Source organism: Pseudomonas sp. GM17 (assembly GCF_000282175.2).
Taxonomy (GTDB): Bacteria; Pseudomonadota; Gammaproteobacteria; order Pseudomonadales; family Pseudomonadaceae; genus Aquipseudomonas; species Aquipseudomonas chlororaphis.
The window spans coordinates 462323-484446 of the sequence record NZ_CP124732.1; the positions used below are offsets into that span (position 1 = coordinate 462323).

The window sequence follows — 22124 nt, forward strand, 5'->3', positions numbered from 1 at the left end:
CATCGCAGCGATTCGAGATGAGCTGACTTGAGATCCAGACAGGCCCTGGCCTTCCTTATGCTGATCGCGCTGTGCCTGAGCGGCTGCGTCAGCCTCGATGTGCCTCACGAGCCCAGCCAGGCACTGCCGGCCACCGACTCGGCCTTCGGTCGCTCGATCCAGGCCCAGGCCGCCCCCTATCAGGGACGCTCGGGCTTTCGCCTGCTGTCCGACAGCAGCGAAGCCTTCATGGCCCGCGCCGAGCTGATCCGCAACGCCCAAAGCAGCCTCGACCTGCAGTACTACATCGTCCATGACGGCATCAGCACCCGGATGCTGGTGGACGAACTGCTCAAGGCCGCCGACCGCGGCGTGCGCATCCGCATTCTGCTGGACGACACCACCAGCGACGGCCTGGACCAGATCATGGCCACCCTCGCCGCCCATCCGCGGATACAGATCCGCCTGTTCAACCCCCTGCACCTGGGGCGCAGCACTGGCGTGACCCGTACCATGGGTCGTCTGTTCAACCTGTCGCTGCAACATCGACGCATGCACAACAAGCTGTGGCTGGCGGACAACAGCGCGGCCATCGTTGGCGGGCGCAACCTGGGGGACGAGTACTTCGACGCCGAACCCAACCTGAACTTCACCGACATCGACATCCTCGGTTTCGGCCCGGTGGCCGAGCAGCTCGGGCACAGCTTCGACCAGTACTGGAACAGCGCCCTGAGCAAACCCATCGGCGAGTTTCTGTCGCGCCTGCCATCGGCCCGGGAGCTGGCCAACACCCGGCTGCGCCTGCAGCAATCGCTGGACGACGCCCAGCAGCAGGAGCATGCCCTGTTCCAGGAACTCAAGGCCTATCGGACCCAGCCACGCATGGACGTCTGGCGCAAAGAGCTGATCTGGGCCTGGAACCAGGCGCTGTGGGATGCCCCGAGCAAGGTCCTGTCCAACGGCGAGCCCGACCCGCACCTGCTGTTGACCACCCAGCTGGCGCCGGAGCTACAGAGCGTCAGTAAAGAGTTGATGATGGTTTCGGCCTATTTCGTCCCCGGCCAGCCAGGCCTGGTCTACCTCACCGGACGTGCCGACGCCGGGGTTGCGGTGAGCCTGCTGACCAACTCCCTGGAAGCCACCGACGTGCCGGCGGTCCACGGCGGCTACGCGCCGTATCGCAAGGCGCTGCTGCAACACGGCGTGAAACTCTATGAACTGCGACGCCAACCCGGTAACGGCGGCGGCAGCGGTCCTCATCTGTTCCATAGCGCGTCGTATCCTGGCTCGGACTCCAGCCTGCACAGCAAGGCGATGATTTTCGACCGCCAGAAATCCTTTATCGGCTCCTTCAATTTCGACCCGCGCTCGGTGCTGTGGAACACCGAAGTCGGGGTGCTGGTGGACAGCCCCGAGCTGGCCGAACGCGTTCGCGGCCTGGCGCTGCAAGGCATGGCGCCGGCCCTGAGCTACGAGGCGAAGCTGCAGGACGGCAAGCTGGTCTGGGTCACCGAAGACAACCAGCAACTGCACACCCTGACCCGCGAGCCTGGCAGCTGGTGGCGGCGCTTCAATGCCTGGATGAGCAATACCATCGGCCTCGAACGGATGCTCTGAGCGCCTGTAGGAACAAGCTGGCTCGCGATGGCGGAATCACACTCAGCCAGGCTGTTGACTGTCAGCCCCTTATCGCGGGCAAGCCTCGCTCCTACAGGGTTTGTGGCTGGGCCGCGCCAAACGCGCCTTCGCGCAACAACAGCACAATCAGCCCCAGGGCCCCGGCCGCCATCAGCAACAGCAAGGCATGCCCGCTGACCCACTGGCTGCCCGCCCCCGCCACCAGCGGCCCGATCAGGCAGCCAATGCCCCACAGCTGGGCGACGTGGGCATTGGCACGCACCAGCGCATCGTCGCGGTAGCGCTCGCCGATCAGGATCAGCGACAAGGTGAACAGGCCACCGGCGCTGGCGCCGAACAGCACCCACAGCGGCCAGATCAGCAGGGTGTCGAGCAGCAACGGAATGGCCAGGCTCGACAGCAGCAGGATTACCGCGCAGCCGGCGAACAAGGCGCGCCGCGATACGCGATCGGCCAGGGCGCCGATGGGCAGTTGCAACAAGGCATCGCCCACCACAACGGTGCTGACCATCGCCAGGGCAATGTCCTCGGTAAACCCCTGGCGCAGGCAATAGACCGGCAACAGGGTCAGGATCATCGCCTCGAACGCGGCGAACAGCGCCACCGCCCAGCCAATGGCCGGCAGGCCACGACAGAAGCGCCACAGATCACCGAAGGTCACGCTGCAAGACTCGCTGCTCGGCGCGCCGCTGCGGCCCATCAGCAACAAGGGAGACACCACCAGCAGCACGACGCCCACCCAGAAACCGTAGTCATGCTCGGTGCCCAAGGCGCCCAGCAGCAGCGGGCCAGCCAATTGGCTCAAGGCATAGCTACTGCCATACAGCGCCACCAGGCGACCGCGCCACTGCTCCACCACCAACTGGTTGATCCAGCTTTCGCCGAGGATGAAGACGATGGTCAGCACCACGCCGATCATCAGCCGCAGCACCAGCCACAGGGGATAACTCGGCAACAGCGCCAGCAGGCCAATGGAGATCGCCCCGCCCCACAGGCACAGGCGCATCAGCCCCGCCGTGCCGAAGCGTGCCGCCAGGCGGCTGGACACCTTCGCCCCGAGCAAGACGCCAATCGCCGGCATCGAGGCCATCACGCCGATTGCAAAGGGCCCATACCCCCAGCTCTCCAGGCGGAACGACACCAGCGGCATGCTCACGCCCAAGGCCAGCCCCACACTCAGGACAGCCGCCAAACGGCGAAATAAGTTGCCCAGCGCATTTCCACGCTCCTGTGGATGGTTTTTTTAATACAGAGACAACGCAGCCGGACCTCCCCTGCGGAAAGTCCGGCTGCGATATGGATCGGGTAACGGTGCGCGGGGTGGCGTCTGTTCAGACGCCCGATATCCGCGCCCCTTGAATTACAGCTTGATCCAGGTCGCCTTCAGTTCGGTGTACTTGTCGAACGCGTGCAACGACTTGTCACGACCGTTGCCCGACTGCTTGAAGCCGCCGAAGGGCGCGGTCATGTCGCCGCCGTCATACTGGTTGACCCAGACACTGCCGGCCCGCAGAGCCTTGGCGGTCAGGTGAGCCTTGGAGATATTGGCCGTCCATACCGCCGCGGCCAGGCCATAAGGCGTGTCGTTGGCAATCTGGATGGCTTCTTCCACGGTGTCGAAGGCGATGACCGAGAGCACCGGGCCGAAGATCTCTTCCTGGGCGATCTTCATTGCGTTGCTGACACCGTCGAAGATGGTCGGCTCAACGTAGGTCCCGCCGGTTTCCTGCAGGGTGCGCTTGCCGCCCACCACCAGCTTGGCGCCGTCGGCATGACCGGACTCGATGTACGACAGCACGGTGTTCATCTGCTGGGTATCCACCAGCGCGCCGACGTTGGTGGCCGGGTCCAGCGGGTTGCCCGGTTTCCAGGCCTTGAGGGCCTCGATCACCAGCGGCAGGAATTTATCCTTGATCGAACGCTCCACCAGCAGGCGCGAACCGGCGGTGCAGACTTCGCCCTGGTTGAAGGCTATCGCGCTGGCCGCGGATTCGGCCGCTGCCTGCAGGTCCGGGGCATCGGCGAACACGATATTCGGGCTCTTGCCGCCCGCCTCCAGCCAGACGCGCTTCATGTTCGATTCGCCGGAGTAGACCATCAACTGCTTGGCGATCTTGGTCGAACCGGTGAACACCAGGGTATCGACGTCCATGTGCAGGGCCAGGGCCTTGCCCACGGTGTGGCCATAACCTGGCAGCACGTTGAGCACGCCCGCCGGGATCCCGGCCTCGACAGCCAGCGCGGCGATGCGGATAGCGGTCAGCGGCGATTTTTCCGACGGCTTGAGGATCACCGAGTTACCGGTGGACAGCGCCGGCCCGAGCTTCCAGCAGGCCATCATCAACGGGAAGTTCCACGGCACGATGGCGCCGACCACGCCCACCGGCTCGCGAGTCACCAGGCCCAGTTGGTCGTGGGGCGTGGCGGCGACTTCGTCGTAGATCTTGTCGATGGCTTCGCCGCTCCAGCTCAGCGCTTGCGCCGCGCCAGGAACGTCGATACCCAGCGAGTCGCTGATCGGCTTGCCCATGTCCAGGGTTTCGAGCAGGGCCAGTTCTTCGGCATGCTTCTTCAGCAGGCCGGCAAAACGAATCATGGTGGCTTTACGCTTGGCCGGCGCCAGGCGCGACCAGACACCGGAATTGAAAGTGGCGCGGGCGTTTTCCACGGCACGTTGCGCGTCGGCGGCGTCACAGCTGGCAATACTCGCCAGCAGACGGCCATCGACCGGGCTGATGCATTCGAAGGTTTCGTTGGAAACGGCGGCGGTGTATTCGCCATTGATGTAGGCGCGGCCTTCGATTTTCAGCTCGCGGGCGCGTTGCTCCCAATCGGCTCGAGTCAGGGTGGTCATGCGAGTGTCCTCCTCTTGTTGGATACAGGCGCCACGCGATCGATGCCGGCACCTTCAGGAATTCTGCCCGGCCAGCCTGCTTCGGCCCATGGCATTCGCCACCCTAAACCAGCGGCACCCGAAGTTTCAATATATTTGACAGCGGCCAGGAAAACGCCATTGCTATGTTCATTTTAATAAACATAGACTTTGGGCTTTCCAGCCATTCGCAGCGCAATCAGGGGGGAATACCAGCATGAGCATCCAGGACATCGTCGACTTCAATCAGGCCAACACTGCGGCCGAGCGGTATCGCCCCGCCCAGGAAAAAGTCCTCAAGGGCGACCCTGAGCAAACCGTGTTCAACCACTACAACAGTCCGTGCGGCCAGATGAACGCCGGGGTGTGGGAAGGCGCGATCGGCCAGTGGACGGTGAACTACACCGAGCACGAGTACTGCGAGATCGTGCAGGGGGTTTCGGTCCTGCGTGACGGCGAAGGCAATGCCAAGACCTTGCGCGCCGGCGATCGCTTCGTCATTCCCGCAGGCTTTCGCGGCACCTGGGAGGTGCTGGAACCGTGCCGCAAGATCTATGTGATCTTCGAACCGAAAGCCTGAATCGCAGGCACAAAAAAACCCGCTTGAAGGCGGGTTTTTTTGTCAGAAGAAAAATCAATTACTTGATTTTGCCTTCCTTGTAGATCACGTGCTTACGAACAACCGGATCATATTTCTTGATCTCGATTTTGTCCGGAGTAGTGCGCTTGTTCTTGTCGGTAGTGTAGAAGTGACCAGTACCGGCGCTCGAAATCAAACGAATCAATTCACGCATGATTAGCTCCCTTAAACCTTGCCATCGCGACGAAGTTCGGCCAGCACGACATCAATGCCACGCTTGTCGATGATACGCATGCCTTTGGCAGATACGCGCAGACGCACAAAACGTTTCTCGGACTCAACCCAGAAGCGGTGATGCTGCAGGTTCGGCAGGAAACGACGACGGGTTTTGTTGTTTGCGTGGGAAATGTTATTCCCAGTCACCGGACCCTTACCGGTAACTTGACAGACTCTCGACATGCCTCAGCCCTCTAAAACCACATGCCCAACCCGGCATGGGTTGGCCGCTTAATCTCTCAGTCATTTGGCGCCAGGCGCCGCGTTTCTTTAGGGTCTTACCGGCTACACCTACAAGCGAAGGAACCGGGCCCCTAGAAAAGAGCGCTGCTTTATACCAGAAAGACCCCGTAGCAACAACAGCCGGTGTGCTTTGGATTTCGAAAAGTCCCTGTTTTCTTGCTCCGGATGCCTGCACCAAAGGCTGGCGCCATGGCTGACCGCTCGTCGCAGAATAAATTCTGCGTGGGTGAAACAAGCGGCAGAATCACCATGCACAGCCACCGCACCGCTCGTTCCACGTCAATATATGGAAAAAACCTCTGTCAATTTATGCCTAATGTGGCCATGACTGCCGGCCGCCAACAGGCTCGACGCTGCAATAAATGCCAACGTATCCGGCCCACGAGCGAAAAAAGGGGATAGTCATTTTTCAACGGGGCCACTAGGGTAAGCCTTTTTCCAGACTGCACTCGCAGATGGGCCTTCGATCTGCAAAGGAAGCCAAACATGCGCCTCGCTGCCCTCCCGCTCCTGTTCGCCCCTCTTCTTCTGAGCCCGCTGGCCCACGCCGCCGCATTAAGCGTGTGCACCGAGGCCAGCCCGGAAGGTTTCGACGTAGTGCAGTACAACTCGCTGACCACCACCAACGCCTCGGCCGACGTGCTGATGAATCGCCTGGTGGAGTTCGACGCCAGCAGCGGCAAGGTGGTACCGAGCCTGGCCGACAGCTGGGAAGTCTCGGCCGACGGCCTGACCTATGTGTTCAAGCTGCACCCGAAAGTGAAGTTTCATCGCACCGCGTATTTCAATCCGAGCCGCGAGCTGACCGCCGAAGACGTGAAGTTCAGCTTCGACCGCATGCTCGACCCGGCCAACCCCTGGCATAAAGTGGCGCAGAGCGGCTATCCCCATGCCCAGTCGCTGCAGCTGCCGGCGCTGATCAAGAAGATCGACGCCCTGGATCCGCTGACCCTGCGCTTCACCCTCGACCACGCCGATTCGACCTTCCTCGCCACCCTGAGCATGGGGTTTGCGTCGATCTACTCCGCCGAATACGCCGACCAGTTGCTCAAAGCCGGCACCCAGGACAAGCTCAACAGCCAGCCGATCGGCACCGGCCCCTTCGTGTTCGGCCGCTTCCAGAAGGACGCATCGATCCGCTACAAGGCCAACCCCGACTATTTTGCCGGCAAGCCGGCGGTGGATTCGCTGATCTTCGCCATCACCCCGGACGCCAACGTGCGCCTGCAGAAGCTGCGCCGCAACGAATGCCAGATCGCCCTGTCGCCCAAGCCGCTGGACGTGACCGCCGCGCTTGAGGAGCCTGCGCTCAAGGTCGAGAAAACCGCGGCCTTCATGACCGCGTTCGTCGCCATCAACAGCCAGCACCCACCGCTGGACAAACCTGAAGTACGCCAGGCCATCAACCTCGCCTTCGACAAGGCCAACTACCTGAAAGCGGTCTTCGAAAATACCGCCGAACCCGCCAACGGCCCCTTCCCGCCCAACACCTGGAGCTACGCCAAGGAGCTGCCGGGTTACGCCCATGATCCGGCGAAGGCCCGCCAATTGCTGGCCAAGGCCGGCCTGAAAGACGGCTTCCAGACCACGATCTGGACCCGCCCTTCCGGTAGTTTGTTGAACCCCAACCCGAGCCTGGGCGCGCAACAGCTGCAAGCAGACTTGGCACAAGTCGGGATCCAGGCGGAGATCCGCGTGATCGAATGGGGCGAACTGATCCGTCGGGCCAAGGCCGGCGAGCACGACCTGCTGTTCATGGGCTGGGCCGGCGACAACGGCGATCCGGATAACTTCCTCACCCCGCAGTTCACCTGCGCGGCGGTGAAGTCCGGGACCAACTTCGCCCGCTACTGCGACCCCGGCCTGGACAAGCTGATCACCGCCGGCAAGACCACCACCGAGCAGGGCGTGCGCAGCAAGCTTTACCAGCAGGCGCAAACCCAGATCCAGCAGCAGGCCCTGTGGCTACCGCTTGCCCACCCGACCGCCTTCGCCCTGACGCGCAAGGATGTCCATGGGTATCAGGTCAGCCCGTTCGGTCGCCAGGACTACTCGAAGGTCAGCCTCAAGCCCTGAGCCGCGAGCTACATCCAGCCGTACTCGGCCATCGACAGCGGCTCGCCCTCGCCGACGATGAAATGGTCGAGTACGCGCACATCCACCAGGTCCAGCGCCTCCGTGAGCCTGCGGGTCAGCACCCGATCCGCCTGGCTCGGCTCGGAAACGCCCGAAGGATGGTTGTGGCACAGGATCAGCGCGGCCGCGTTGTGCGCCAGGGCACGCTTGACCACTTGCCGCGGATAGACGCTGGTGGTGTTGATGGAACCCTGGAACAACGCCTCGAACGCCAGCACCCGGTGCTTGGAGTCGAGAAACAGGCAACCGAAGACCTCATGCGGTTCATGGCGCAACATCGCCTTGAGGTAGTCGCGGACCGCCACCGGGCTTTCCAGCACCGAATTGCGACTGAGTTTTTCCGCCAGATGCCGCCGTGCCATTTCCAGCACCGCCTGCAATTGCGCGAACTTGGCCGGGCCCAAGCCAAGCTGCCGACTGAAGGTCAATTGGTCCGCCTCGAGCAGGCCACGCAGGCTGCCGAACTGATGCAACAGGTGTCGCGCCAGGTCGACCGCGCTTTTTCCGGCGACCCCGGTGCGCAGGAAAATCGCCAGCAATTCGGCGTCGGAAAGGGCCAGCGCGCCCTGCTCGAGAAGCTTCTCCCGCGGGCGCTCCGCCGCAGGCCAGTCGCGAATGCTCATAGCACCTCCATGTGTGTGGGCGCCGCTGTTCCATAGCGGTCGCTGTGCTATCTTAGCCCATCTTTTTGCGTGGAATTTCCCCTGGGGAGGGGGTGTTACACGCAGCAATCATTGAACTGAAAGGCAGGCCTATGCAGCGGCTGTATCGGAAACGCATCGTTCTCGGCGTCGGCGGCGGCATCGCTGCCTATAAGAGCGCCGAGCTGGTTCGCCGACTCCTCGACCACGGCGCGGAAGTGCGTGTGGTCATGACCCGTGGCGGCAGTGAATTCATCACCCCGCTGACCATGCAGGCCCTGTCCGGGCACCCGGTCCACCTGGACCTGCTCGACCCCGCGGCCGAAGCCGCCATGGGCCATATCGAACTGGCCAAATGGGCCGACCTGGTGCTGATCGCCCCGGCCACCGCCGACCTGATCGCCCGCCTGGCCCAAGGCATCGCCGACGACCTGCTGACCACCCTGGTCCTGGCCACCGACGCCACCGTCGCCATCGCCCCGGCCATGAACCAGGCCATGTGGCGCGACCCGGCTACCCAGGCCAACACCCAACTGCTGCAAAGCCGTGGCCTGAAGGTCTTCGGCCCGGCTTCCGGCAGCCAGGCCTGTGGCGACGTCGGCCTGGGCCGCATGCTCGAGGCCAACGATCTGGCGCTGTGCGCCGCCGACTGCTTCCAGCATCTGGCGCTGACCGGCAAACACGTGCTGATTACCGCCGGCCCGACCCAGGAAAACATCGACCCGGTGCGCTACATCACCAACCACAGCTCCGGAAAAATGGGCTTTGCCCTGGCCGAAGCCGCGGTCGAAGCCGGTGCCCGGGTCACCCTGATCACCGGTCCCGTGCACCTGCCGACCCCGGATCGCGTGACCCGGATCGACGTGGTCAGTGCCCGCGACATGCTCGCCGCCTGCGAGGCCGCCATCCCGTGCGACCTGTTCATCGCCTCGGCCGCGGTCGCGGACTACCGCCCGGAAGTCGTCGCCCCACAGAAATTGAAGAAAGACCCTACGAACGGCGACGGCCTGCTGCTGCAGATGGTGCGCAACCCGGACATCCTGGCCACCATCGCCACCCGCCCCGACCGTCCGTTCAGCGTCGGCTTCGCCGCTGAAACCGAACACTTGCTCGACTACGCTGCACGCAAACTCAAAGACAAGAACCTCGACCTGATCGTCGCCAACGACGTGGCCAACCCGAGCATTGGCTTCAACAGTGAGGAAAACGCCTGCAGCGTGATTGACCGGGAGTTGCACGCAACTCTCTTCGCCCAGACCAGCAAGGGCAAGATTGCCCGCCAACTGATCTCTTTCATCGCCGAACGGCTGAACCAGGTTTAACTCGCATGCACGCTTTACAAGCCAAGATCCTCGACCCACGCATCGGCAACGAATTCCCCCTGCCGCAGTACGCCACGCCAGGCTCCGCCGGCCTCGATCTGCGCGCCATGCTCAAGCAGGACACCCTCCTGGAACCGGGCCAGACCCTGCTGATTCCTACCGGCCTGTCCATCTACATCGGCGACCCAGGCCTCGCCGCGCTGATCCTGCCGCGCTCCGGCCTGGGTCACAAGCACGGCATCGTCCTGGGCAACCTGGTCGGCCTGATCGACTCCGATTACCAGGGCGAACTCATGGTTTCCTGCTGGAACCGTGGCCAGACCGCCTTCAACATCGCGGTGGGCGAACGCATTGCCCAGTTGGTTCTGGTACCCGTGGTCCAGGCGCACTTCGAAGTGGTCGAAGCCTTCGACGAAAGCCAGCGCGGCGCGGGCGGTTTCGGTCACTCCGGCAGCCATTGAACAAAAAATCCGGGCCGCGCCAGCGGCTCGCCTAAGATTGGTAGGCTGCGTTTCAGCACGAACACTCAGCAAGTTTATTCGCGGACTTGACCACCCGGAATCACGGCACAGGTGATCGAAAAAGAGCTGACGCTCATCAGATGGCATTTTTGCACCATGAACCCAAGGGCAAAAACGCCGTCATACCCTTCAGTTTGAGCCTTCCGGTCAGTATTCCGGCCTGTCCTGCCCCCTTTTAGACGGAGCACCCCCAGTGATGAGCAATGCAGCCCAAGTCGTACCCAAGTTCCCTGAAAGCATCTTTCGCGCTTACGACATTCGCGGAACCGTTCCGGAAACCCTGAACGCTGAAACCGCCTACTGGATCGGTCGCGCCATTGGCTCCGAGAGCCTGGCCCAGGGCGAACCCAACGTTTGCGTAGGCCGTGACGGTCGCCTGTCCGGCCCCGAGCTGGTGGCGCAACTGATCCAGGGCCTGCACGACAGTGGTTGCCACGTCAGCGATGTCGGCCTGGTACCGACACCGGCGCTGTATTACGCGGCCAATGTGCTGGCTGGCAAATCCGGGGTGATGCTGACCGGTAGCCACAACCCGTCGAACTACAACGGCTTCAAGATCGTCATTGCCGGCGACACCCTGGCCAACGAACAGATCCAGGCCCTGCACGATCGCCTCAAGACCAACAACCTGAGCAGCGGCCAGGGCAGCATCACCAAGGTCGACATCCTCGATCGCTACGGCAAGGAAATCACTGCCGACGTCAAACTCGCCCGTCGCCTGAAAGTGGTGGTCGATTGCGGCAACGGCGCGGCCGGCGTCATCGCGCCTCAGCTGATCGAAGCGCTGAATTGCGAAGTCATCCCGCTGTTCTGCGAAGTGGACGGCAACTTCCCCAACCACCACCCGGACCCGGGCAAGCCCGAGAACCTGGAAGACCTGATCGCCAAGGTCGCCGAGACCAACGCCGATATCGGCCTGGCCTTCGACGGTGACGGCGACCGCGTTGGCGTCGTGACCAACACCGGCAGCATCGTCTTCCCCGATCGCCTGTTGATGCTGTTCGCCAAAGATGTCGTAGCGCGCAACCCGGGCGCGGAGATCATCTTCGACGTCAAATGCACCCGCCGCCTGATCCCGCTGATCAAGGAATACGGCGGTCGCCCACTCATGTGGAAGACCGGTCACTCGCTGATCAAAAAGAAAATGAAGCAGACCGGTGCGTTGCTGGCCGGTGAAATGAGCGGGCATGTGTTCTTCAAGGAACGCTGGTTCGGTTTCGACGACGGTATCTACAGCGCCGCGCGGCTGCTGGAGATCCTCAGCAAGGAAAAATCCAACGCGGAAGAGCTGTTCGCCACCTTCCCGAACGATATTTCTACGCCGGAAATCAATATCCATGTGACCGAAGAGAGCAAATTCAGCATCATTGATGCGCTGCACGACGCGCAATGGGGCGAAGGCGCCGACCTGACCACCATCGACGGCGTACGAGTCGACTACCCCAAAGGCTGGGGCCTGGTTCGCGCCTCCAACACCACGCCGGTGTTGGTACTGCGCTTCGAAGCCGATGACGAAGCCGAACTGCAGCGCATCAAGGATGTGTTCCACACCCAGCTGAAACGTGTTGCACCTGACCTCCAACTACCGTTTTGATTTTCTTCAAGCGCCTTTATTGAAGTGCCGGAGCCCTGAATGACCCTCGAACGCGATGCCGCCGCCAATACCGCCAAGGTCCTGTCCGAAGCGCTGCCTTATATTCGCCGCTATGTCGGCAAGACCCTGGTGATCAAATACGGCGGCAACGCGATGGAAAGCGAGGAGCTGAAGACCGGCTTCGCCCGCGACATCGTGCTGATGAAGGCTGTCGGGATCAACCCGGTGGTCGTGCATGGCGGCGGCCCGCAAATCGGTGACCTGCTCAAGCGCCTGTCCATCGAAAGCCACTTCATCGATGGCATGCGCGTCACCGACGCGGCGACCATGGACGTGGTGGAGATGGTCCTCGGCGGCCAGGTGAACAAGGACATCGTCAACCTGATCAACCGCCATGGCGGCAGCGCCATCGGCCTGACCGGCAAGGACGCGGAGCTGATTCGCGCGAAGAAGCTCACCGTCACCCGCAAGACGCCGGAAATGACCACCCCGGAAATCATCGACATCGGCCACGTAGGCGAAGTGGTCGGCATCAACACCGACCTGCTGAACCTGCTGGTCAAAGGTGATTTCATCCCGGTGATCGCGCCGATCGGTGTCGGCGCCAACGGCGAGTCGTACAACATCAACGCCGACCTGGTGGCCGGCAAGGTGGCCGAGGCGCTGAAAGCCGAGAAGCTGATGCTGCTGACCAACATCGCCGGCCTGATGGACAAGTCGGGCAAGGTGCTGACCGGCTTGACCACCCAGCAGGTCGATGCCCTGATCGAAGACGGCACCATCTACGGCGGCATGCTGCCGAAGATTCGCTGCGCGCTGGAAGCGGTACAGGGTGGCGTGGGCAGCTCGCTGATCATCGACGGTCGGGTACCCAATGCGATTCTGCTGGAGATCTTCACCGATACCGGTGTCGGTACCCTGATCAGCAATCGCAAGCGTCCTTAAGCGCTGCAAATAAAAAGCCCCCGTCTGGCAAGCCAGGCGGGGGCTTTTTATTGCGCCTTCCGTAGGAGCGGAGCTTGCCCGCGATAGCGGTGTATCAGGTCAGACCGCTATCGCGGGCAAGCCTCGCTCCTACAATACTCAGACGCCGAATTGCGCGCGGTAGGCTTCCACCGCCGGCAGATGCTGCTTGAGCGCCGGATCGTCCGCCAGGAACTGCAGGACCTGGGTCAGGGAAACGATGCTCACCACCGGAATGCCAAAGTCGCGCTCGACTTCCTGGATCGCCGACAACTCACCATTGCCACGCTCCTGGCGGTTCAGGGCGATCAGCACACCCGCGGCCTTGGCGCCCTCCTGGGATTCGATGATCTGCATCACTTCGCGGATCGCGGTGCCCGCGGTGATCACGTCGTCGATGATCAGCACGTCGCCAGTCAATGGCGCGCCGACCAGGCTGCCGCCTTCGCCGTGAGCCTTGGCTTCCTTGCGGTTGAAACACCATGGCAGATCGCGCTGATGATGCTCGGCCAGGGCCACGGCCGTCGCCGCCGCCAAAGGAATGCCTTTGTACGCAGGACCGAAAAGCACATCGAAAGAAATGCCGCTGTCGACGATCGCCGCGGCATAAAAACGCCCCAGCTGCGCCAGGGCCGAGCCGCTGTTGAACAGGCCGGCATTGAAGAAGTAAGGACTGGTACGCCCGGACTTCAGGGTGAACTCACCGAAGCGCAAAACCCCGCGATCGATGGCAAAACGAATGAAATCGCGCTGATACGCCTGCATGAAAAAGCCCCAAATACCACGGATTTAGCTAATTAGGTAGACCTCGGGTATCATACACGCACGTGATTTTTGGGGCCATTTATGCGGATCATCAGTGTGAACGTCAATGGTATTCAGGCTGCAGTGGAGCGAGGTTTGCTCAGTTGGCTGCAAGCACAGAATGCCGACGTCATCTGCCTGCAGGACACCCGCGCCTCCGCCTTTGAACTGGACGATCCAGCCTTCCAACTGGATGGCTACTTCCTTTATGCCTGCGATGCCGAAGTTCCCGCCCAAGGCGGTGTGGCTTTGTATTCGCGGTTGCAACCGAAGGCTGTCATCAGCGGTCTCGGCTTCGAGACGGCCGACCGCTACGGGCGCTACCTGCAAGCCGATTTCGACAAGGTCAGCATCGCGACCTTGCTGCTTCCTTCCGGGCAGAACGGCGATGAAGACTTGAACCAGAAGTTCAAGCTTATGGACGACTTCGCCCGTTACCTGGATAAACAGCGGCGCAAACGTCGCGAGTACATTTATTGTGGCTCGCTGTACGTGGCGCAACAGAAGCTGGATATCAAGAACTGGCGTGACAGCCAACAATCTCCGGGTTTCCTGGCGCCTGAGCGTGCCTGGATGGACGAGATTGTCGGCAACATGGGTTATGTCGATGCCCTGCGCGAAGTCAGCCGCGAAGGCGATCAATACAGCTGGTGGCCGGACAACGAACAGGCCGAGATGCTCAACCTGGGCTGGCGCTTCGACTATCAGCTGCTGACCCCGGGCCTGCGTCGCTTCGTGCGCAGCGCACGCCTGCCACGCCAGCCGCGCTTCTCGCAGCACGCGCCGCTGATCGTGGACTACGACTGGACGCTGACCATCTAAGCGTCTTTTCGCAGCCACAAAAAAGCCGACATCAGTGTCGGCTTTTTTGTGGGCGCTCGGCCTATTTGATCAATCGCCAGGTGAACGGGTAACGGTACGCCACCCCTTCATTGGCCTTGACCCCGGCGATGATGGTCAGCACCAAGGCGCCGATCGCCAGCAGACCGAAAAGCAGGAAACCCACCAGCACCACCATCAGCAGGAAGCAGACCAGCGAGGCCAGGGCCACGGTGATCTGAAAGTTCAGCGCTTCCTTACCCTGGGCATCGATGAACGGATCGGTCTCGCGCTTCATCTGCCAGAGTACTAACGGACCGATCAGGGTGCCGAACGGAATCCAGATGCCCAGCAAGGCCGACAGGTGACAGAACATCGCCCACTGACGCACCTCATGGCTCGGGACAGGTTGCGGAAGCTGGTCGTCGTTCATGCGGCTCTCCTTGCTGAAAGCTACCGGGCAATCAGTCAGCCAGGGCTGCCTGTTGCAATTCAAAGATCTCGCTCATACCTTTCTTGGCCAGCGCCAGCATGGCGTTCAGTTCTTCCGGCTGGAACGGCGCGCCTTCGGCAGTGCCCTGGACTTCGATGAAACCGCCAGTGCTGGTCATGACCACGTTGAGGTCGGTCTCGGCCGCCGAGTCTTCCAGATAATCCAGATCCAGCACCGGCTCGCCCTGGTACATGCCCACGGACACCGCTGCGATCATTTGCTTGATCGGGTCGCCGCCCTTCAGGCCGCCCCGCTTCTTGATCACTTTCAGCGCATCCACCAGAGCCACCATGGCACCGGTGATCGACGCGGTACGGGTACCGCCATCGGCCTGGATCACATCGCAGTCGACATACAGGGTGACGTCGCCCAGCTTGGTCATGTCCAGCGCAGCGCGCAGGGAACGGCCGATCAGACGCTGGATCTCCAGGGTGCGGCCGCCTTGCTTGCCGCGACTGGCTTCACGCTGGTTACGCTCGCCGGTGGCGCGCGGCAGCATGCCGTATTCGGCGGTCAACCAACCCTGGCCCTGGCCCTTGAGGAAGCGGGGTACGCCGTTCTCGACGCTGACCGTGCAGATCACTTTGGTATCACCGAACTCGACCAGTACAGATCCCTCGGCGTGTTTGGTGTAGTTGCGGGTGATGCGGATCGAGCGGAGCTGATCGGCAGCGCGACCACTTGGACGTTTCATAGGGAAATACCTGTACGGGGACGGAAAACTGCCGATCATTATAGAGCCCGCGGCCCTGCCTGGGCAGTTCTAAAAACCCCGGCCCGTCGGCGACGCCTCTGGAACGGCCCTCCGGTCGCCCCGCAGCGCTTTGTCACACCCGCAGTTTGGGAGCATCCACCGCACTGCGCTACAATCCTGCGCCTTCGCAGCCTGTCGGCTTCAATTCATTCATATCGGGCCCGTGCAACCCTCCGCGGTTGGCGGCGGACCTGTATCGGAGGTACCTCCATGGTGCACAGCATGACCGCCTTCGCCCGGGTAGAACGGGCCGGCACTCAGGGCACCCTGAGCTGGGAACTGCGCTCGGTCAACAGCCGTTACCTGGAACCGCACCTGCGCTTGCCGGAATCCTTTCGCGACCTGGAAGGCGCGGTCCGTGAGGCGCTGCGCCAGGGACTGTCGCGCGGCAAGCTCGAATGCACCTTGCGCTTCACCGAAGAAACCACCGGCAAACCACTGCAGGTCGACCGGGAGCGCGCCGCGCAACTGGTGGCGGCAGCCGAGTCCGTTGCCAGCCTGATCAAGCAGCCAGCGGCGCTGAACCCACTGGAAGTGCTGGCCTGGCCCGGCGTCCTGGTGGCCGACGCCAGCGACCCGCAGGCGCTGAACAACGAAGCCCTGAGCCTGTTCAACCAGGGGCTGAAAGAGTTGAAGAGCGGCCGCGAGCGCGAAGGCGCGGAGCTGGCCCGCCTGATCAACGAACGCCTGACCTCCATCGAGGAAGACGTCGTGACCCTGCGCGAACTGGTCCCGCAGATGCTCGCCACCCAGCGCCAGAAGGTTCTCGACCGCTTCGCCGACATGCAGGCCGAGCTGGACCCAACACGCCTGGAACAGGAAATGGTGCTGCTCGCCCAGAAGAGCGACGTCGCCGAAGAACTGGACCGCCTGAGCACCCACATCATCGAAGTTCGCCGCGTGCTCAAGTCCGGCGGCGCCGCCGGCCGGCGCCTGGACTTTCTGATGCAGGAACTCAACCGCGAAGCCAACACACTGGGCTCCAAGGCCTTCGACCCGCGTAGCACCCAGGCTGCGGTCAACCTCAAGGTGTTGATCGAGCAGATGCGCGAACAAGTACAGAATATTGAGTAAGGCTACCCCGACATGAACCACAGCACCGGCACCCTCTACATCATTTCCGCCCCTTCGGGCGCGGGCAAGACCAGCCTGGTCAAGGCCCTGATCGACGCCGATCCGTCGATCCGCGTTTCCGTGTCCCACACCACCCGCGCCATGCGCCCGGGCGAAGTGGACGGCGTGAACTACCACTTCGTCTCGCGCGAAGCGTTCGTGAAGATGGGTGAACACGGCGACTTCCTCGAGCGCGCCGAAGTCTTCGGCAATCTCTATGGCACCTCCCAAAGCCACTTGCAGCAGACCCTGGACGAAGGTCACGACCTGATCCTGGAAATCGACTGGCAAGGCGCCGAGCAGGTGCGCAAGCTGATGCCCCAGGCTCGTTCGATCTTCATCCTGCCGCCGTCCCAGCAGGCCTTGCGCCAGCGCCTGACCAACCGCGGCCAGGACAGCGACGAGATCATCGAAGGCCGGATGCGCGAAGCGGTCAGCGAGATGAGCCACTACGTCGACTACGACTACCTGATCATCAACGACGATTTCGCCCATGCGCTGGACGATCTGAAGGCGATTTTCCGCACCAACCAGCTGCATCAGAAGCGCCAGCAACAGCGTTTCGGCAAATTGCTCGCCGAATTGCTGGGCTGAATAGCACTTCCCAAACCCGCTGCAAGGGCTTTACATTGGCACTTGTAGCGGGTCGGAAAGCTTGGTTAAAAAATCAGCGCTTCCCTAATCGCTGGTGATTTTTTAAACTGTTGAGTCCGCTCGCCCATCCGGGCAGCGCGCATATTGCATTTGCTACGAGGAAGACCATGGCCCGCGTAACCGTTGAAGACTGTCTAGAACACGTGGATAACCGCTTTGAGCTGGTCATGCTCTCTACCAAGCGTGCCCGTCAACTGGCAACCGGCGGCAAAGAGCCGAAAGTAGCATGGGAAAACGACAAGCCTACCGTCGTCGCCCTGCGCGAAATCGCTGAAGGCCTGATCGACTACGCAGCTATCGCCGAAGCCGAAATCGTTGAAGATGAACCGCTTTTTGCTGCATTCGAGGACGAGTCCAACGAGGCCGTCTAAGCCTATGCCTGGTCGACGTAGCACGGCGCGGGATCACAGCTTACGGCAGGAGTCATCATGCCGAGCATAGACGCCCTCGCCGATCGCTTATCGACCTATCTCGGCACGGACCAGGTCAATCTGGTCCGCCGAGCGTATTTCTACGCCGAACAAGCCCATGACGGTCAGCGCCGTCGCAGCGGCGAGGCGTACGTCACGCACCCGTTAGCGGTCGCAAACATTCTCGCCGACATGCATATGGACCATCAGAGCCTGATGGCGGCCATGCTGCATGACGTGATCGAAGACACCGGTATCGCCAAGGAAGCGCTGCAAGCGCAGTTCGGTGAAACCGTGGCCGAACTGGTCGACGGGGTCAGCAAACTGACCCAGATGAATTTCGAGACCAAGGCCGAAGCCCAAGCGGAAAACTTCCAGAAGATGGCCATGGCCATGGCGCGCGACATTCGCGTGATCCTGGTCAAGCTGGCCGACCGCCTGCACAACATGCGCACCCTGGAAGTGCTGTCCGGCGAAAAACGCCGGCGGATCGCCAAGGAAACCCTGGAGATCTATGCACCCATCGCCAACCGCCTGGGCATGCACAGCATCCGCATCGAATTCGAAGACCTCGGTTTCAAGGCCATGCATCCGATGCGTTCCGCGCGGATCTACCAGGCGGTCAAGCGCGCCCGGGGCAACCGCAAGGAAATCGTCAACAAGATCGAAGAATCCCTGAGCCACTGCCTGGCCATCGACGGTATCCAGGGCGAGGTCAGCGGCCGCCAGAAGCACTTGTATGGCATCTATAAAAAGATGCGCGGCAAACGCCGGGCCTTCAACGAGATCATGGACGTCTACGCGTTCCGGATCATCGTCGACAAGGTCGACACCTGCTACCGCGTGCTCGGCGCCGTACACAACCTGTACAAGCCGCTGCCGGGTCGCTTCAAGGATTACATCGCGATCCCCAAGGCCAACGGCTACCAGTCGCTGCATACCACGCTGTTCGGCATGCACGGCGTGCCGATCGAGATCCAGATCCGCACCCGCGAAATGGAAGAGATGGCCAACAACGGCATTGCCGCCCACTGGCTGTACAAATCCAGCGGCGACGAGCAGCCCAAGGGCACCCACGCCCGGGCTCGCCAATGGGTCAAGGGCGTGCTGGAGATGCAGCAACGCGCCGGCAACTCCCTGGAATTCATCGAAAGCGTGAAGATCGACCTGTTCCCGGACGAGGTCTACGTGTTCACGCCGAAAGGCCGGATCATGGAACTGCCCAAAGGCTCCACGGCGGTGGACTTCGCCTATGCGGTACACACTGACGTCGGCAACAGCTGCATCGCCTGTCGGATCAATCGCCGCCTGGCGCCGCTGTCCGAACCGCTGCAAAGCGGCTCCACCGTGGAAATCGTCAGCGCCCCGGGCGCACGCCCCAACCCGGCCTGGCTCAACTTCGTGGTCACCGGCAAGGCTCGCACCCACATCCGCCACGCACTGAAACTGCAACGCCGCTCCGAGTCCATCAGCCTGGGCGAACGCCTGCTGAACAAGGTGCTCAACGGTTTTGACAGCGCCCTGGAAAAGATTCCGGCCGAACGCGTGCAAGCGATGCTCACCGAGTATCGCCTGGAGCTGATCGAAGACCTGCTGGAAGACATCGGCCTGGGCAACCGCATGGCTTATGTGGTCGCCCGCCGCCTGCTCGGCGAAGGCGAACAGCTGCCAAGCCCGGAAGGTCCGCTGGCCATTCGCGGCACCGAAGGCCTGGTCCTGAGCTATGCCAAGTGCTGCACGCCGATCCCGGGCGACCCGATTGTCGGCCACCTGTCCGCGGGCAAAGGGATGGTGGTGCACCTAGACAACTGCCGCAACATCAGCGAAATCCGCCACAACCCGGAAAAATGCATCCAGCTTTCGTGGGCCAAGGATGTCACCGGCGAATTCAACGTCGAGCTGCGCGTCGAGCTGGAGCACCAGCGCGGCCTGATCGCCCTGCTGGCCAGCAGCGTCAACGCGGCCGACGGCAATATCGAGAAAATCAGCATGGACGAACGGGATGGTCGCATCAGCGTGGTCCAACTGGTGGTCAGCGTGCACGACCGCGTGCACCTGGCCCGCGTGATCAAGAAACTGCGCGCCCTGACCGGCGTCATTCGCATCACTCGCATGCGTGCATAGCTCGCTATATAGCCCGCCCATTACAAGGAGTCATTCATGACCAAGACCGTTATCACCAGCGACAAGGCACCCGCCGCGATCGGCACCTACTCCCAGGCGATCAAGGCAGGCAACACCGTCTACATGTCCGGCCAGATCCCGCTCGATCCAAAGACCATGGAACTGGTGGAAGGCTTCGAAGCCCAGACCGTCCAGGTATTCGAGAACCTCAAGTCCGTGGCCGAGGCCGCCGGTGGTTCGTTCAAGGACATCGTCAAACTGAACATCTTCCTCACCGACCTGAGCCACTTCGCCAAGGTCAACGAGATCATGGGCAAGTACTTCCAGCAGCCTTACCCTGCCCGTGCCGCCATCGGCGTTGCCGCCCTGCCAAAAGGCGCGCAGGTTGAAATGGATGCCATCCTGGTCATCGAGTAACACGTCCGGCGCGGCTACCCAGGCCGTGCCGTCTCCGTTCTGAAAGGATTTTCTCATGCGCAAAGCGCTAGCCCTCTCGTTGTGCGCCCTGTTCCTCGGTGGCTGCGCCAGCGATCCCGCCGACCGTGACATCAGTGGTACCTGGATCAACCAGGTCGCCATCGACGCCGCCGCCAAAGGCGGACCGCTGCGCGAAGCCCTGCAAGGCTACGGCCCGAACCTGGAATGGGACGTCAACACCAAGGCCAGCCAGGCGCGCTACACCAATGGCTTCGAAAACGTTGAAGGCAAGGTGTTGGCTGAAGAGTCCGGCGCCTGGAAAATCGATTTCTACGGCAGCTCCGCCAGCGAATTGAAGCGCGACGGCAAACAGCTGCTGCAAGAAGCCAACGACAACGAGCCGGAACAGGTCTTCGATCGTCCCAAGGACCCGGCCCCGGAAGGCGCGCCACTGGGCGCCAACTTCGAGCGCGCGCTGTACTCGGCTTACCTGGGCGGCGAATGGAAAATCGTCAACGGCCCGGGCGAAGGCGGCACCGTGCTGTTCCAGTCCAACGGCCAGGTCATGGGCCTGCCGGGCGCCGATCGCTACGCACTGTGCCTCGCCGGCGACTGCGCCTCGATGAGCGGCGGCTACGACAACCTGTGGCTGCAGCTCAACGGCCAGGGCAACCCATGGATCTTTGCGCGCAACGGCAAGCAACTGGAGATCTTCCAGCCCATCAACGCCTCCCAGGCGAACGAGGTACCTTCCCTCACCCCGGGTACGCGCCAGTGGCTACTGGAAAAACAGTGATCCAGCAAAAAGGAGCCGAAAGGCTCCTTTTTCTTTATTCATGATGCGGCTCAGCCCTGCCCTTCGATAATCTGCGCATACCCCTCGCGAAAACTCGGATAACGCGGCGCCCAGCCCAGGGCCCTGGCGCGGGCATTGCTGCAGCGCTTGCTGCCGGAACGCCGCACGCTCGAGCTGTCCGCCCACTCGGTCACGCCCAGGTACTCCCGTAGCCAGCCCACCACCTCGGCCAAAGGCACCGGTGCATCGTCGACCCCGATATAGCAATCCTCAAGCACCACGCCGCGCCGATCGGCCTGCAACAGGAAGGCCAGCAACCCCGCGGCATCGTCGGCATGAATGCGGTTGCCATACAGCGGTGGATCGATGGCGACGCGATAACCCTGACGCACCTGATTCAACAGCCATTCCCGCCCCGGACCGTAAATCCCGGTCAACCGCACCAGGCTGGCTGGAATGCCACTCTGCAAGGCCACTTGCTCGGCCTCGAGCATCAGCCGCCCGGAATAGCCGTCGGCCTGGGCCGGCGAGGTCTCGTCGATCCACTCGCCATTTTTCTGCCCGTATACGCTGCTGCTGGAAACGAACAGCAAGCGTTTCGGCGACTGCCCGTTCTGCTTGAGCCAGCCCAGGACATGGGTCAGCCCCTCGACATAGGCCGCACGATAGCCCGCCTCGTCATGCTCGGTGGCGGCCGCGCTGTACACCAGGTAATCCAGCGGTGTAGTGGGCCAGGCTGGCGGACACTGCTCACTGAAAAGATCGCCCGCCACGCCGATCACCCCTTCCGGCAATTGCGAAACCGTGCGCCGCAGGCCGTAGACCTGCCAGTTTTCAGCCAGCAGTTGCTTCGCCAGACGGCTGCCGACATCACCGCAGCCAGCGATCAGAACAGAAGGGGCGGACATCAGAAAACTCCTATCAGAAAGGCACAGACTAGCGTCGGCAATGGACGAGCGGCTAGCAATCAAAGAA

21 protein-coding genes and 2 pseudogenes are annotated in these 22124 nt (G+C 62.1%); 14 read left to right on the top strand and 9 right to left on the bottom strand.

What is annotated here, in order from left to right:
- Positions 1 to 57 precede the first annotated feature (57 nt).
- Complete coding sequence (locus tag PMI20_RS02130; RefSeq protein WP_007921096.1) at positions 58 to 1596, top strand: phospholipase D family protein; 1539 nt, start codon at positions 58 to 60, stop codon at positions 1594 to 1596.
- 91 nt (positions 1597 to 1687) lie between these two features.
- Here the strand turns inward: PMI20_RS02130 and PMI20_RS02135 are convergent.
- Together PMI20_RS02135 and PMI20_RS02140 are read right to left on the bottom strand one after the other, a co-directional pair.
- Positions 1688 to 2835 (bottom strand): annotated as a pseudogene (locus tag PMI20_RS02135) (MFS transporter).
- Between the two features lie 142 nt (positions 2836 to 2977).
- A complete protein-coding gene (locus tag PMI20_RS02140) occupies positions 2978 to 4471 on the bottom strand; it encodes an aldehyde dehydrogenase (RefSeq protein WP_007921100.1) in 1494 nt (497 codons plus the stop codon).
- Positions 4472 to 4706: 235 nt separating this feature from the next.
- On the opposite strand from PMI20_RS02140, the gene PMI20_RS02145 reads away from it, so the two are divergent.
- A complete protein-coding gene (locus tag PMI20_RS02145) occupies positions 4707 to 5069 on the top strand; it encodes a cupin domain-containing protein (RefSeq protein WP_007921102.1) in 363 nt (120 codons plus the stop codon).
- A gap of 58 nt (positions 5070 to 5127) precedes the next feature.
- On the opposite strand, the gene rpmG is transcribed toward PMI20_RS02145, so the two are convergent.
- Together rpmG and rpmB are read right to left on the bottom strand one after the other, a co-directional pair.
- Positions 5128 to 5283 (bottom strand): 50S ribosomal protein L33, encoded by a 156-nt coding sequence (gene rpmG / locus PMI20_RS02150; protein ID WP_003177274.1) that lies wholly within the window; start codon positions 5281 to 5283, stop codon positions 5128 to 5130.
- Positions 5284 to 5294: 11 nt separating this feature from the next.
- Complete coding sequence (rpmB, locus tag PMI20_RS02155) at positions 5295 to 5528, bottom strand: 50S ribosomal protein L28 (protein ID WP_007921114.1); 234 nt, start codon at positions 5526 to 5528, stop codon at positions 5295 to 5297.
- A gap of 546 nt (positions 5529 to 6074) precedes the next feature.
- Here rpmB and PMI20_RS02160 point away from each other — a divergent pair.
- Positions 6075 to 7664, top strand: a complete 1590-nt coding sequence (locus PMI20_RS02160) for an ABC transporter substrate-binding protein (RefSeq protein ID WP_007921115.1) — start codon at positions 6075 to 6077, stop codon at positions 7662 to 7664.
- Between the two features lie 8 nt (positions 7665 to 7672).
- Here PMI20_RS02160 and radC read toward each other — a convergent pair whose 3' ends face one another.
- Complete coding sequence (gene radC / locus PMI20_RS02165; RefSeq protein WP_007921116.1) at positions 7673 to 8347, bottom strand: RadC family protein; 675 nt, start codon at positions 8345 to 8347, stop codon at positions 7673 to 7675.
- 131 nt (positions 8348 to 8478) lie between these two features.
- Here radC and coaBC point away from each other — a divergent pair, with 131 nt between their 5' ends.
- The 4 genes and pseudogenes from coaBC to argB all read left to right on the top strand — a co-directional run bounded on the left by coaBC (position 8479) and on the right by argB (position 12747).
- A complete protein-coding gene (gene coaBC, locus PMI20_RS02170) occupies positions 8479 to 9687 on the top strand; it encodes a bifunctional phosphopantothenoylcysteine decarboxylase/phosphopantothenate--cysteine ligase CoaBC (protein WP_007921117.1) in 1209 nt (402 codons plus the stop codon).
- Positions 9688 to 9692: 5 nt separating this feature from the next.
- Complete coding sequence (gene dut, locus PMI20_RS02175; protein WP_007921118.1) at positions 9693 to 10148, top strand: dUTP diphosphatase; 456 nt, start codon at positions 9693 to 9695, stop codon at positions 10146 to 10148.
- 250 nt (positions 10149 to 10398) lie between these two features.
- A pseudogene (locus PMI20_RS02180) lies at positions 10399 to 11802 on the top strand (phosphomannomutase/phosphoglucomutase); the annotation flags it as partial.
- A gap of 39 nt (positions 11803 to 11841) precedes the next feature.
- Complete coding sequence (gene argB, locus PMI20_RS02185; protein ID WP_007921120.1) at positions 11842 to 12747, top strand: acetylglutamate kinase; 906 nt, start codon at positions 11842 to 11844, stop codon at positions 12745 to 12747.
- A 138-nt stretch (positions 12748 to 12885) separates the two neighbouring features.
- On the opposite strand, the gene pyrE is transcribed toward argB, so the two are convergent.
- On the bottom strand, positions 12886 to 13530 hold the full coding sequence (pyrE, locus tag PMI20_RS02190) for an orotate phosphoribosyltransferase (protein WP_007921122.1): 645 nt from the start codon (positions 13528 to 13530) through the stop codon (positions 12886 to 12888).
- An 81-nt stretch (positions 13531 to 13611) separates the two neighbouring features.
- Here pyrE and crc point away from each other — a divergent pair, with 81 nt between their 5' ends.
- On the top strand, positions 13612 to 14391 hold the full coding sequence (gene crc / locus PMI20_RS02195; protein WP_003176915.1) for a catabolite repression control protein Crc: 780 nt from the start codon (positions 13612 to 13614) through the stop codon (positions 14389 to 14391).
- Positions 14392 to 14452: 61 nt separating this feature from the next.
- Here the strand turns inward: crc and PMI20_RS02200 are convergent, their stop codons facing one another.
- Together PMI20_RS02200 and rph are read right to left on the bottom strand one after the other, a co-directional pair.
- Positions 14453 to 14821: a DUF4870 domain-containing protein gene (locus tag PMI20_RS02200; protein WP_007921123.1), complete on the bottom strand. Its 369-nt coding sequence runs from the start codon at positions 14819 to 14821 to the stop codon at positions 14453 to 14455.
- A 31-nt stretch (positions 14822 to 14852) separates the two neighbouring features.
- Positions 14853 to 15575 (bottom strand): ribonuclease PH, encoded by a 723-nt coding sequence (gene rph / locus PMI20_RS02205; protein WP_007921124.1) that lies wholly within the window; start codon positions 15573 to 15575, stop codon positions 14853 to 14855.
- Positions 15576 to 15845: 270 nt separating this feature from the next.
- On the opposite strand from rph, the gene PMI20_RS02210 reads away from it, so the two are divergent.
- The 6 genes from PMI20_RS02210 (at position 15846) to PMI20_RS02235 (ending at position 21149) form a co-directional block, all read left to right on the top strand.
- Positions 15846 to 16709, top strand: a complete 864-nt coding sequence (locus PMI20_RS02210) for a YicC/YloC family endoribonuclease (protein ID WP_007921125.1) — start codon at positions 15846 to 15848, stop codon at positions 16707 to 16709.
- 12 nt (positions 16710 to 16721) lie between these two features.
- Positions 16722 to 17342 (top strand): guanylate kinase, encoded by a 621-nt coding sequence (gmk, locus tag PMI20_RS02215; protein WP_007921126.1) that lies wholly within the window; start codon positions 16722 to 16724, stop codon positions 17340 to 17342.
- A gap of 167 nt (positions 17343 to 17509) precedes the next feature.
- A complete protein-coding gene (rpoZ, locus tag PMI20_RS02220; protein ID WP_007921129.1) occupies positions 17510 to 17773 on the top strand; it encodes a DNA-directed RNA polymerase subunit omega in 264 nt (87 codons plus the stop codon).
- 57 nt (positions 17774 to 17830) lie between these two features.
- The gene (gene spoT / locus PMI20_RS02225) at positions 17831 to 19936 is read left to right on the top strand and encodes a bifunctional GTP diphosphokinase/guanosine-3',5'-bis pyrophosphate 3'-pyrophosphohydrolase (protein ID WP_007921131.1); all 2106 of its coding nucleotides are present in this window, start codon (positions 17831 to 17833) and stop codon (positions 19934 to 19936) included.
- A gap of 36 nt (positions 19937 to 19972) precedes the next feature.
- Complete coding sequence (gene ridA / locus PMI20_RS02230) at positions 19973 to 20353, top strand: deaminase RidA (RefSeq protein ID WP_007921133.1); 381 nt, start codon at positions 19973 to 19975, stop codon at positions 20351 to 20353.
- A 55-nt stretch (positions 20354 to 20408) separates the two neighbouring features.
- Complete coding sequence (locus tag PMI20_RS02235) at positions 20409 to 21149, top strand: putative periplasmic lipoprotein (RefSeq protein WP_007921135.1); 741 nt, start codon at positions 20409 to 20411, stop codon at positions 21147 to 21149.
- Between the two features lie 50 nt (positions 21150 to 21199).
- On the opposite strand, the gene PMI20_RS02240 is transcribed toward PMI20_RS02235, so the two are convergent.
- Complete coding sequence (locus PMI20_RS02240; RefSeq protein WP_007921137.1) at positions 21200 to 22057, bottom strand: SDR family oxidoreductase; 858 nt, start codon at positions 22055 to 22057, stop codon at positions 21200 to 21202.
- Between the last annotated feature and the right edge of the window lie 67 nt (positions 22058 to 22124).

Excerpts from the sequence above, each read along its gene's own strand:
- pyrE (WP_007921122.1), bottom strand. The coding sequence starts at position 13,530 with ATGCAGGCGTATCAGCGCGATTTCATTCGTTTTGCCATCGATCGCGGG.
- dut (WP_007921118.1), top strand. The coding sequence starts at position 9,693 with ATGCACGCTTTACAAGCCAAGATCCTCGACCCACGCATCGGCAACGAA.
- PMI20_RS02160 (WP_007921115.1), top strand. The coding sequence starts at position 6,075 with ATGCGCCTCGCTGCCCTCCCGCTCCTGTTCGCCCCTCTTCTTCTGAGC.
- rpmG (WP_003177274.1), bottom strand. The coding sequence starts at position 5,283 with ATGCGTGAATTGATTCGTTTGATTTCGAGCGCCGGTACTGGTCACTTC.
- radC (WP_007921116.1), bottom strand. The coding sequence starts at position 8,347 with ATGAGCATTCGCGACTGGCCTGCGGCGGAGCGCCCGCGGGAGAAGCTT.
- rpmB (WP_007921114.1), bottom strand. The coding sequence starts at position 5,528 with ATGTCGAGAGTCTGTCAAGTTACCGGTAAGGGTCCGGTGACTGGGAAT.
- PMI20_RS02145 (WP_007921102.1), top strand. The coding sequence starts at position 4,707 with ATGAGCATCCAGGACATCGTCGACTTCAATCAGGCCAACACTGCGGCC.
- argB (WP_007921120.1), top strand. The coding sequence starts at position 11,842 with ATGACCCTCGAACGCGATGCCGCCGCCAATACCGCCAAGGTCCTGTCC.
- PMI20_RS02200 (WP_007921123.1), bottom strand. The coding sequence starts at position 14,821 with ATGAACGACGACCAGCTTCCGCAACCTGTCCCGAGCCATGAGGTGCGT.
- crc (WP_003176915.1), top strand. The coding sequence starts at position 13,612 with ATGCGGATCATCAGTGTGAACGTCAATGGTATTCAGGCTGCAGTGGAG.
- gmk (WP_007921126.1), top strand. The coding sequence starts at position 16,722 with ATGAACCACAGCACCGGCACCCTCTACATCATTTCCGCCCCTTCGGGC.
- PMI20_RS02210 (WP_007921125.1), top strand. The coding sequence starts at position 15,846 with ATGGTGCACAGCATGACCGCCTTCGCCCGGGTAGAACGGGCCGGCACT.
- PMI20_RS02140 (WP_007921100.1), bottom strand. The coding sequence starts at position 4,471 with ATGACCACCCTGACTCGAGCCGATTGGGAGCAACGCGCCCGCGAGCTG.
- spoT (WP_007921131.1), top strand. The coding sequence starts at position 17,831 with ATGCCGAGCATAGACGCCCTCGCCGATCGCTTATCGACCTATCTCGGC.
- rph (WP_007921124.1), bottom strand. The coding sequence starts at position 15,575 with ATGAAACGTCCAAGTGGTCGCGCTGCCGATCAGCTCCGCTCGATCCGC.
- PMI20_RS02235 (WP_007921135.1), top strand. The coding sequence starts at position 20,409 with ATGCGCAAAGCGCTAGCCCTCTCGTTGTGCGCCCTGTTCCTCGGTGGC.
- coaBC (WP_007921117.1), top strand. The coding sequence starts at position 8,479 with ATGCAGCGGCTGTATCGGAAACGCATCGTTCTCGGCGTCGGCGGCGGC.
- PMI20_RS02130 (WP_007921096.1), top strand. The coding sequence starts at position 58 with ATGCTGATCGCGCTGTGCCTGAGCGGCTGCGTCAGCCTCGATGTGCCT.
- ridA (WP_007921133.1), top strand. The coding sequence starts at position 19,973 with ATGACCAAGACCGTTATCACCAGCGACAAGGCACCCGCCGCGATCGGC.
- PMI20_RS02240 (WP_007921137.1), bottom strand. The coding sequence starts at position 22,057 with ATGTCCGCCCCTTCTGTTCTGATCGCTGGCTGCGGTGATGTCGGCAGC.
- rpoZ (WP_007921129.1), top strand. The coding sequence starts at position 17,510 with ATGGCCCGCGTAACCGTTGAAGACTGTCTAGAACACGTGGATAACCGC.